The 9,958-nt window shown below is 51.3% G+C and carries 8 protein-coding genes, 1 tRNA gene and 1 pseudogene; 6 read left to right on the top strand and 4 right to left on the bottom strand.

Going from position 1 to position 9,958, the window contains the following annotated elements; genetic code table 11:
* From ACY69O_RS02275 to ACY69O_RS02250, 6 genes and pseudogenes are all read left to right on the top strand, one after another.
* Window positions 1–217: pseudogene (locus ACY69O_RS02275) on the top strand (hydrogenase nickel incorporation protein HypB); the annotation flags it as partial.
* On the top strand, window positions 214–720 hold the full coding sequence (locus ACY69O_RS02270; protein ID WP_462331848.1) for a HyaD/HybD family hydrogenase maturation endopeptidase: 507 nt from the start codon (window positions 214–216) through the stop codon (window positions 718–720). The pseudogene ACY69O_RS02275 and the gene ACY69O_RS02270, both read left to right, overlap by 4 nt.
* Before the next feature lie 10 nt (window positions 721–730).
* Window positions 731–1,003 (top strand): HypC/HybG/HupF family hydrogenase formation chaperone, encoded by a 273-nt coding sequence (locus tag ACY69O_RS02265; protein WP_462331847.1) that lies wholly within the window; start codon window positions 731–733, stop codon window positions 1,001–1,003.
* Window positions 1,000–2,106: a hydrogenase formation protein HypD gene (gene hypD / locus ACY69O_RS02260; protein ID WP_462331846.1), complete on the top strand. Its 1,107-nt coding sequence runs from the start codon at window positions 1,000–1,002 to the stop codon at window positions 2,104–2,106. The genes ACY69O_RS02265 and hypD overlap by 4 nt, the downstream gene beginning before the upstream one ends.
* Window positions 2,096–3,100: a hydrogenase expression/formation protein HypE gene (hypE, locus tag ACY69O_RS02255; RefSeq protein ID WP_462331845.1), complete on the top strand. Its 1,005-nt coding sequence runs from the start codon at window positions 2,096–2,098 to the stop codon at window positions 3,098–3,100. Before hypD ends, hypE begins: the two co-directional genes overlap by 11 nt.
* 221 nt (window positions 3,101–3,321) lie before the next feature.
* Window positions 3,322–5,388 carry an OPT family oligopeptide transporter gene (locus tag ACY69O_RS02250; RefSeq protein ID WP_462331844.1) on the top strand — a complete coding sequence of 689 codons (2,067 nt, stop codon included), beginning with the start codon at window positions 3,322–3,324 and terminating at the stop codon, window positions 5,386–5,388.
* A gap of 64 nt (window positions 5,389–5,452) precedes the next feature.
* Here the strand turns inward: ACY69O_RS02250 and ACY69O_RS02245 are convergent, their stop codons facing one another.
* From ACY69O_RS02245 to ACY69O_RS02230, 4 genes are all read right to left on the bottom strand, one after another.
* Complete coding sequence (locus ACY69O_RS02245) at window positions 5,453–6,469, bottom strand: TAXI family TRAP transporter solute-binding subunit (RefSeq protein WP_462331843.1); 1,017 nt, start codon at window positions 6,467–6,469, stop codon at window positions 5,453–5,455.
* A 27-nt stretch (window positions 6,470–6,496) separates the two neighbouring features.
* A complete protein-coding gene (locus ACY69O_RS02240; protein ID WP_462331842.1) occupies window positions 6,497–8,470 on the bottom strand; it encodes a TRAP transporter permease in 1,974 nt (657 codons plus the stop codon).
* A 116-nt stretch (window positions 8,471–8,586) separates the two neighbouring features.
* Entirely contained in the window at window positions 8,587–9,630 is a 1,044-nt protein-coding gene (locus tag ACY69O_RS02235; RefSeq protein WP_462331841.1) for an asparaginase, read from the bottom strand.
* Window positions 9,631–9,639: 9 nt separating this feature from the next.
* Window positions 9,640–9,716, bottom strand: a tRNA-Pro gene (locus tag ACY69O_RS02230).
* Window positions 9,717–9,958 lie beyond the last annotated feature (242 nt).

Raw genomic sequence — 9,958 nt, 5'->3', positions numbered from 1 at the left:
TCCTTTGATTTTCAAGGAATCTTCTCTTGCTATTCTTAACAAGGTGGATTTGCTTCCATATACGGACTTCAGCGTGGAGAATGCTGTGGAGGATATCACGACGATTCACCCGGGAGTTACGGTGCTTTCTGTTTCTGCCCGCACCGGCGAGGGAATTGATGCCTGGCTGGATTGGCTTCGCGCGCAGGTAAAGAAAGCAAAGGAGGCCGCAAAGTGAGCGAGATAGACCCGATTTCCGCGCCGGAGATTACGATTCTCGGTGTCGGCAATATTGTTTTGAAGGATGAGGGCTTTGGTGTGCGCGTTGTTGAGGCGCTGCAGGAGCAGTATGAGTGGCCTGACAATGTTCAGCTTTTGGACGGCGGCACCCTTGGCATGGAGCTTTTGCGATTCGTCACGGGGACGAAAAAGCTTCTGGTCATTGATGCAGTTGCAGGCGAAAAGCCGGGCAAGGTTTATCGTTTCGCAGGCGACAGTGTGTCGGACCATTTCAATGAAAAGCTTTCTGCGCATGAGATAGGCATTCAGGACGTTCTGACGGTTTATAAAATCGGCGGTCATGATATGCCGGAGACAGTGGTTATCGGCGCAGTTCCGGAGGATATTGAAGCAGGCATGGATCTCACGCCGACGCTTCAGGCGTGTGTCCCGGAGCTTTGCGACATGGCATTAAAGGAGCTTGCGGCGTGGGGAGTAAGCCCGAAGCCGCGTAAAGGATAAGGAGTATAATATGTGTCTTGCAGTTCCTGCAAAGGTAATTGAAATAAAAGATCAGATGGCAACAGTAGAGGTACGCGGGGTACAGCGCCCTGCAAGTATCATGCTTCTGCCGGAGGCGAAGGTTGGAGACTATGTGCTCGTCCATGCAGGCTTTGCCATGCAGATTGTGACGGAACAGGATGTCACGGAAACGGAAGCACTCTGGGCTGAGATGAACGGTGCTGAACGTACTATGGGTGAGCTGCCGGAGAATGAACGGGCATCATCGAGGATTGTGCCATGACGGAAAAAGTGGATTTGCATGTTCTTGGGCGTGAGCTTCTTGAGGGTATAAAAAAGAACAGTGAAAAGCTAGGACGTCCCGTGAGATATATGGAGGTATGCGGAACTCATACCGTGTCCATATTCCGCGCGGGGCTTCGCCAGATTCTTCCGGAGAGCGTTGAGCTCGTTTCGGGACCGGGCTGCCCTGTATGCGTTACGCCTGATATTTATATGGATACGGCGATTGAGTATGCGAAGCAGGAGGATGTCATCATTACGACCTTCGGTGATATGCTGAAGGTTCCGGGAAGCCGCTCCAGCCTCAGCGAGGCGATGGCGGAGGGCGCGGATATCCGCGTTGTTTATTCACCGCTCGACAGTCTTCCTATCGCAAAGGAAAATCCCGATAAAAAGGTTATTTTCCTTGCCGTCGGCTTTGAGACTACGGCGCCTACGGCAGCTGCCGTTGTAATTGCGGCAAAGGAGCAGGGGATTGAAAACTTTTATGTGCTTTCGGCACAGAAGCTCGTCCCTCCTGCCATGAGAAGCCTTTTGGCTGACCCTGAAATGCGTATTGACGGATTTCTGCTGCCCGGGCACGTGGCAGTAGTTACGGGCACAGATGATTTTGCTTTTTTGGCGGAGGAGTACAATCTTCCGGGGGTAGTTGCCGGGTTCGAGCCGCTGGAAATTCTCAGGGCTATTTACCGTCTGACGCAGATGACGGTCAGCGGTGAGGCAAAGGTGCTCAATGAATACGGAAAAGTCGTGCGCGCGGAGGGAAATCCCGCGGCACGTAAAATACTTGATATGGTCTATGAGCCTGCGGACAGCGAGTGGCGCGGCTTGGGGATGATTCCTTTATCCGGGCTTCGCGTAAAAAAGGAATGGCAGGGGTATGATATCACGGCGGTCCGTCCGATGGATATCCCGCGTGTTGAAAAGCACACGGCATGCCGTTGCGGAGAGGTGCTGAGCGGAAAAGTTACACCTCATGACTGCCCGCTTTTCGGCAAGGCGTGTGTGCCGGAGCATTCCATAGGTCCCTGCATGGTCTCGGTAGAGGGTGTCTGCGCAGCGTGGTATAAATACGGAGGAGGGAAATTTCTGTATGGAAAATGAGATACAGCTTTCACATGGCGCCGGCGGCAGCATGAGCGCAAAACTTATGGAGGAGGTTGTTCTTCCTATCCTCGGAAATCCTATTCTGAACGGGCTTCATGACGGCGCTCAGCTTTCCGTGAGCGGACGCATTGCATTCACGACGGATTCCTATGTGGTTCAGCCAATGTTTTTCCCGGGTGGAAGCATCGGACGGCTGGCGGTCTGCGGCACGGTTAACGATCTTGCCATGACCGGTGCGGAAGCAAAATATCTTTCTCTGGGTATGATTCTGGAGGAAGGATTTCCGGTTGAGGATTTGAAACGAGTGCTCACTGATGTGCGCAAGGCTGCAGACGAGGCAGGCATCAGTATTGTCACGGGTGATACCAAGGTTGTGGGACGCGGCGCGGGCGACGGCGTATACCTTAACACCGCCGGAGTCGGCAACATCATAGAGGGTACGGATATTTCCCCTCTTAATGTGAAGCCGGGTATGGACGTCATCGTGTCCGGATATCTCGGCGACCATGCGGCAACAATCATGGGCCAGCGTCACGGTATGACATTACCGGAGGCAGTAAAAAGTGATGCTGCACCGCTGAATCATCTTGTAAAGGCTATGCTTACTGCGGCTCCTGATATCGCAGTACTGCGCGATCCGACACGCGGAGGCGCGGCTGCGGTTTTGAACGAGCTTGCAAATCAGGCTAAGGTGGGTATTCTTCTTGATGAGGACGCTGTTCCTGTACGCGAAGAGGTCCGCGGTGTCTGCGAGCTTTTGGGATTTGACCCGCTGTACCTTGCAAACGAGGGCAAGCTGATTACGATTGTACCCCATAAGGATACAGAAAAAATTCTCGAGGTTATGCACGGCAACGAGTATGGAAAACATGCCTGTGTTCTCGGTCACACGACCGAGGAAGCACCGGGGCAGGTTGGACTCAGGACAGAGTTCGGCGGAATTCGGATTGTTGAGATGCCTATGGGCGGGCTTGTACCTCGTATTTGCTGAAGAAAAGCATTACGAATTATGAATGAAAGACGTTTCATCTCATTGAAACGTCTTTTTTCTTTGGACGAATGTCCTTGTCTATGTTATAATGTAGGACGTTGTGTTAAGGAATCATTGAATAAGTATTTTGACTTAATCATTGCTTCCTTGAAATCGAAAGGAGGGCAGCGTGACGCGGGACCGTTTCCTGCGTTGTAATCATATTCTAAGGGGATTTACAAATGAATAAAGAACAAAACGAGTTTATGCAGCACGAGCTTCGTCTGCCTGAGCTCACTGTCCGGGGTATGGTGCTCGGTGCGATTCTGACCGTTATTTTCACCGCATCGAACGTATATCTCGGACTTAAGGTCGGTTTGACCTTTTCTTCGGCGATTCCGGCGGCGGTCATTTCCATGGCTGTGTTGAAGATGGCAAAGGATTCAAATATCCTCGAGAACAACATGGTACAGACGCAGGCGTCGGCAGCGGGCACGCTTTCGGCCATTATTTTCATCATTCCGGGTATGCTTATGATAGGCTACTGGCATGGTTTTGAGTTTTGGCAGACACTGCTCGTTTCGGCATGCGGAGGCTGTCTTGGAGTGCTCTTCACGATTCCGCTGCGCCGCGCCATGGTCGTACACAGCGACCTTACATATCCTGAGGGTGTTGCAGCGGCTGAGATTCTTAAGGTCGGCAGCACGAAGAAGAAAAAGGGAGAGTCAAGCGGGCTCAAGGAAATCTTTTCCGGCGGATTTGTTGCAGGATTTGTGGCACTCTGCTCCAGCGGATTCCAGCTCCTGACTGACAGCTTTTCGCTGTGGTTCCGCATCGGAAGCGGAATGACACAGTTTCCTGTGGGATATTCCACAGCTCTCGTCGGTGCGGGGTATCTGATCGGTCTTGCAAGCGGAATTGCTATGCTCGTGGGTATTCTCATCGCATGGGCAGGCTTCGTTCCTTTTTATACTATGACTGAGGCTGCACCTGCGGGAATGACAATGCAGGCCTTTGCTGGCTCCGTTTATCAGGACCGTGTCCGTCTTATAGGTGCCGGTGCAATGGCAGTGGCGGCTATATGGACGCTTATTACCATGGCGAAGCCGGTTATCGACGGTGTAAAGGAATCCCTTGCGGCTGTACGTATGCCGCAGGCCGAGCAGGCAAAGCACCGTATGGATATTGATATGTCCATTAAGAGCACGGGACTTGTATTCCTTGCGACACTTATCGGTCTCTTTGGTATTTTCTACGCCTTTGTGAGTCCGCAGGGGCTTCCTGCTGAACAGAATATTGCGTTTGTTCTTGTGGGTGTAGGTGTTGCGGTGCTCATGGGATTTTTCGTTGCGGCGGCATGTGCTTATATGGCAGGCCTCGTCGGAACGTCCTCAAGCCCGATTTCGGGTATCGGTATCATAGGCATAATCGTGGCATCTCTCGTCATGTATGCCATGTGCTCTTCCTTCGGAATTTTTGAGATTCCGGGAGGAGAAAAATTTGCTACGGCAACGGCGATATTCATGACGTCGATTATTCTTGCGATTGCCTGCATTTCAAATGATAATATGCAGGACCTCAAGACGGGCTACATGGTCGGAGCAACTCCGTGGCGTCAGCAGGTTGCGCTTCTTTTGGGCTGCATGGTCGGCGCTCTCGTAATCGCTCCTGTACTGAATCTTCTCTATGAGGCTTATGGCTTTACAGGTGCCCTGCCCCGCGCGGATATGGACCCGTCGCAGGCTCTGGCAGCTCCGCAGGCCGGCCTTATGACCACAATCGCTCAGGGAATTTTTTCCAATAAGCTTGCATGGGAATATATTTTCCTTGGAATAGGTCTTGGCGTGCTTCTGGTTATTATTGACCTGATTCTGAAACGCCGTACGCGCTTTATGTGTCTGCCTCCGCTTGCGGTTGGTATGGGAATTTATCTCCCGCCTTCCGTACAGACTCCTCTCGTTATCGGTGCTATTCTTGGGTACTTCCTCAACAAGCACCTGAAGGAAACTGAGGGCGAGGAAGGGCTTGAGGCAGGAAAACGCCGAGGCACGCTCTTCGCTTCAGGTCTTATAGTCGGCGAGTCTCTCGTAGGCGTTGTGCTTGCAGGTATTATTGTTGTTTCCGTCACAGGCGGCGGCAGCGATACACCGCTTGCCCTTGTGGGCAAGGACTTCGCGGATACGGCTGAATGGCTCGGCCTTCTGGTATTCCTTACGACACTGACATTGTTCAGTAAAACAGTACTTGGAAAGGGCAAAGAAGAAATTTCGGAGGATTCCTCGAATGATTCCGATTCTGCCCGTGCATAAATAATGACATAAAAAATCCTGTCACAGTTGAAAGGCTGCGACAGGATTTTTTCTTTGCGTGAAATTATTTCAGTACGCCGATTTCTTTATAATATTTTTCTGCGCCCGGGTGCAGCGGGAGGTTTGCGATATCCTTGACCGCATCAGCAGGCTTCAGCCCTTTGAGGTTCTTCTGCGAAGCACCGAGTTCGTCGATGTGTTCCCAGAATGCCTTCGTGAGCTTGTAAACAACTTCCTCAGGCATGTCGGCACGTGTGAACATGACCATCTTGATTGCAGAGGTTTTTACGTCCTTATCCTGATTCGGGTATGTTCCTGCAGGAATCGTGTACGAAGCATACCATGGATATTTATCCTTGAGAGCCTTCATGACATTATCGTCAATGCTGACGAGAGTGCAGTTCGCGGTGAGAGCCTGCGAAACTGCGGAAGCAGGAGCACCGGACATAATCCATGCGCCGTCAATGCTTCCGTTCTGGAGCATATCAGCGGCATCTGTGAAGGTGATGTATTCGCATTTCATGTCGTCAGGGAAGTTGAGTCCTGCTGCGGTGAAATGTGTCTGGCATTCGTTGTAAACGCTTGAGCCTGCGGACGCAACCGCGAAGTGTTTGCCCTTGACGTCAGCAAGGGAAGAAATGCCGGAAGCTTTGGTTACAACAACCTGATTCGGGTTCATGTAAAGACCTGCGATAGCCTTGAGGTCTTTGAATGCATGGTCTTTGAAGCTGTCAGTTCCGTTCAGCGCCTGATAGCAGTTGCTGCTGATGGCGATAGAAATCTGAGCCTCGCCGTCCGCAACCATTCCGAGGTTTGCGATACCGCCTGCGGAAGCCTGGCTTGCCGCATTAACACCCGGAACGTTCTGGTTCCACATGTTTGTGATGGCAGCGCCTACTGCATAAAGCGCGCCCGATGCGGAAGCTGTCGGGAAATTGATTTTTACGGTCTGGCCTGCAGCCGGTTTTTGTGCCGAGCCTGCGTCCTTCTTTTCACCGCCGCCGCAGCCGGCAACAGCACCGGCGACGAACAGCGCCGCGAGTGATACGGATACGGCACGTTTCAGGGATTTGAAATTCATGGGGTAATTCCTCCTTTGATATGGTGGTTATTCAGCTGCGGACGTTTGGTTGCGGCGGCAGCGTATGAACTGGAAAATGAAAACCGCGGCGAAAAGACCGATTCCTACGAAGTCCGTGGAAAGACCGGGCAAAAGCAGGAACGGGGCCGCTCCGATAAGAAGCAGACGTTCAAGTATTGATGCCTGACTGAAAATCCAGCCTTCAAGACCCATGACGAGGGAGGCTGTACCCAGGAGGGCAGAAGCAAGCGTCCAGAGAGTCGCAGCCGCCGTAGCGTTGGGGTCAACACCAATCAAAAGAATCGGGTTGTCCAGAAAGAAAAACGGAATCAAAAATCCGATGAGACCGAGACGTACTGCCCATATACCTGTTTTAGTCTGGTCAGAGCCTGCAATGCCCGAAGCCACGTACGCGCTCATGGCTACCGGAGGAGTTATATTTGAGAGGCAGGCGTATATGAGACAAAACATGTGGGCAATGATGGGGATTGTTCCTGCCTTGATAAGAACAGGAACAGCCACTGCCTGCACAATGACGTAGGCAGCAACACCCGGAACGCCCATGCCGAGGATACATGACATGACCATTACGAGAAGACCTGTCATGTAGATGTTTCCGTTGTCAATGAGAGAGAGAATCAGATACCCCATGTTGAGGCCCATGCTCGTAAGGGTGACTGTTCCGATGATTACACCGATGATAACGCAGCATACACCTACGGAAATCGCGCTGCGTGAGCCTTCGATAACTGCCTGAAGAATTATGGACGGAGTCATTCTCGTTTCTTTTCTGAGCCAGCTTGCGGCGATTGTTACGAAAATCGAAAGCACGGCAGCGTAAAGAGGGGTAAATCCTGCAAACATCATGCCTATAAGAGATACAAGCGGAAGGACGAGATGGCCCTGCTCCTTGAGAACGACCATTGCATCAGGGATATTCTCTTTTGAAAGCCCCGAAAGACCCAGCCGCTTCGCTTCGAAATGTACCGCGAGAAGAAGTCCCACATAATAAAGCAGAGCGGGAACAATTGCGGCGACCATGACCTTTGCATAGGAAAGATTCAGGAACTCAGCCATGACGAAGCCGACTGCACCCATGATAGGAGGGCAGAACTGACCTCCCGTTGATGCTACCGCTTCAACGGCACCGGCAAACTCTTTTTTGTAGCCTGTACGCTTCATAAGAGGTATGGTAATCGTTCCTGTCGTCGCGACATTCGCGATAGCGGAACCGTTAATCATGCCGAGAAGAGCCGAGGCAACAACTGCAACCTTTGCAGGGCCGCCCGAGGTCTGACCGACTAGAGTCAGGGAAAAATCATTGATGAACTTGGAAAAACCGCTGTATTTAAGGAATGCTCCGAAAAGGACAAAGAGAAAAATATACGTTGCAGATACACCGATACCTGTGCCGAGAACGCCCTGTGTTCCCCAGAACTGGGTCACGAGAATGCGCTTCAGGGTAAAACCGTTGTGACCGAGATAACCCGGAAGATAAGCACCGAACCAGTTATAGGCGAGGAAAACAAGCGCAAGAATGGCAAGGTTTCCTGATGCGCGCCGTGCGGCTTCAAACACACATACAAGAGCCGCTGCCGCAATAGCAAGCTCCATATCAGTTACACGTCCGCCTGTCTGGGCGATTCGGGTGTAATTCAGAATAAGATACATAAAACTTCCGACGGATACCGCAATAAAGGCAAAATCCCAAATCGGCGGAAAACCGCGCCGGCGTTTTTCCTTCTTATAGGTGGGGAAAAGAAGAAAAGTAAAGAGCAAAAGGAAAATACAGTGAAACGCGCGCAGATTGATGGCGCTGATTGCACCGAGGGTTGTAAAGTAAAGCTGAAAAGCCGTCCATACGCAGAGCAGAACGACGATGAGCTTTTCTGTAATCCCCGTATAGATGCGCATACGTGAATCGGCATCGTTTTCCTCAAGGAGCTCCTGAGCTTTGCGCTCCTCAAGTGTTTCCTGCGTGTTTACTGGTTCTTTTTTCATAGAAAATCATGACCTCCGGTTTATGTGCAAAAAGAACCTGCCGTCAAAGAGAGGCAGGTTCTTTAACTAATTCATTATATTATCATGGTAGAGTGTTAATTACAATAGACATTTGTTCAATATGCATTGAATACATGTTGAATTTCATTCGGATTCATCTTTTTTGCTAATAAAAGTTGTAACAGGAGGCGTGCTTTCTGTGGGACAAGTGTTCCTGAGGCAATGAACGGCAGAGGATAAATTGCCGTAGGAATAACGGCTCCTGCCCCTGTGCGGCTTGCGCGTACAACAACGATGCCATGTTCCTGAGCCTCTCGCAGCGCGGGAAGGACTGCTTCGGAAATGCTTCCCATACCTTTGCCCGCATAAACGATACCGCTCACGTTCTTTTCAATCAGGGCATCTACGAGGAAACGGGATTCATTTTCATGGCCGTACAGAATAGCTGTCTCGGGAAGAGCTTCGGAAGGAATTGAAAAGGTGCCGCGGCCCGGAGCAGAGGAAGGCGGAGCGAAAAATCGCAACTGACTTCCCGTGATGCGGCCTAGCTCTCCGCGGTTTGGCGAGCGGAAGGTATCGACACGGGAAGTGTCGCATTTAGTCACGTCGGCTGCACTGTGAATTGTATCGTTCAGAACCACCAGAATGCCATATCCCCTGGCGTCAGGAGAGGCGGCTGTACGAACGGCGTTGAGAAGATTCAATGGGCCGTCAGCGCTTAAAGCCGTTGCCGGGCGCATGGCTCCCGTGAATACGACGGGCTTCGGTGAAGCTATCGTCAGTGACAGGAAGAAAGCGCTTTCCTCCAGGGTATCTGTGCCGTGGGTTATTACAAGACCGTCAATGGAATCGTCGCTGAGACATTCCTCTGCGCGGTGAGCGAGCTTTATCATGAGTTCTTCTGTGAGATCTTTGCTGTCAATGGCAGCGACGGTTTCGCCGGTAACTTCTGCGATGTCCGTTATCTGAGGGACTGCTTTCAAAAGCTCATCAATACCGATAGCGCCTGCACGGTATCCGACGGTCTCATCCGCGTGAGCGGCGCTTCCTGCTATGGTTCCGCCCATGGCAAGGATATGAATATGTGGAAGTTTCTCTTTTGTCATGCAAATTCCTCCTGCAATAAAAAAGAGGCTTTTGCGTAAGCAAAAGCCTCTCAAACCGCTAAATGGTCGGAGCGACGGGATTTGAACCCACGACCTCTTCCACCCCAAGGAAGCGCGCTACCAAACTGCGCTACGCCCCGACAGTTCACGCAAGGGGTCGTTTGAATCAGGGGTTTCCCTTACGATACGAAAAGTATTATAGCACGTTTTGTTTGCTTCGTAAACATGAAAGAATCAGAAGAAGAATGTAAGCTCCGAAAAGAGGGCAGAACGGTTGAGGTCGGATACGCCGTTCTCAAGAGAAATGCGCTTGCCGCTGAAGTAACGTACCGTTCCGAGAATATTCGGTGCGAAGGTGTAGCTTGCGCCTACTTCCCAACCC

The sequence above is a fragment of the Schwartzia sp. (in: firmicutes) genome (genome assembly GCF_978017985.1).
The sequence above is the reverse complement of the archived record's forward strand: the minus strand, read 5'-3'. Positions and strand labels throughout refer to the sequence as shown.

Bases quoted from the DNA above. Each gene is read 5' to 3' on its own strand.
- hypD (WP_462331846.1), top strand. From the start codon at position 1,000: ATGACGGAAAAAGTGGATTTGCATGTTCTTGGGCGTGAGCTTCTTGAG.
- ACY69O_RS02240 (WP_462331842.1), bottom strand. From the start codon at position 8,470: ATGAAAAAAGAACCAGTAAACACGCAGGAAACACTTGAGGAGCGCAAA.
- ACY69O_RS02265 (WP_462331847.1), top strand. From the start codon at position 731: ATGTGTCTTGCAGTTCCTGCAAAGGTAATTGAAATAAAAGATCAGATG.
- hypE (WP_462331845.1), top strand. From the start codon at position 2,096: ATGGAAAATGAGATACAGCTTTCACATGGCGCCGGCGGCAGCATGAGC.
- ACY69O_RS02245 (WP_462331843.1), bottom strand. From the start codon at position 6,469: ATGAATTTCAAATCCCTGAAACGTGCCGTATCCGTATCACTCGCGGCG.
- ACY69O_RS02250 (WP_462331844.1), top strand. From the start codon at position 3,322: ATGAATAAAGAACAAAACGAGTTTATGCAGCACGAGCTTCGTCTGCCT.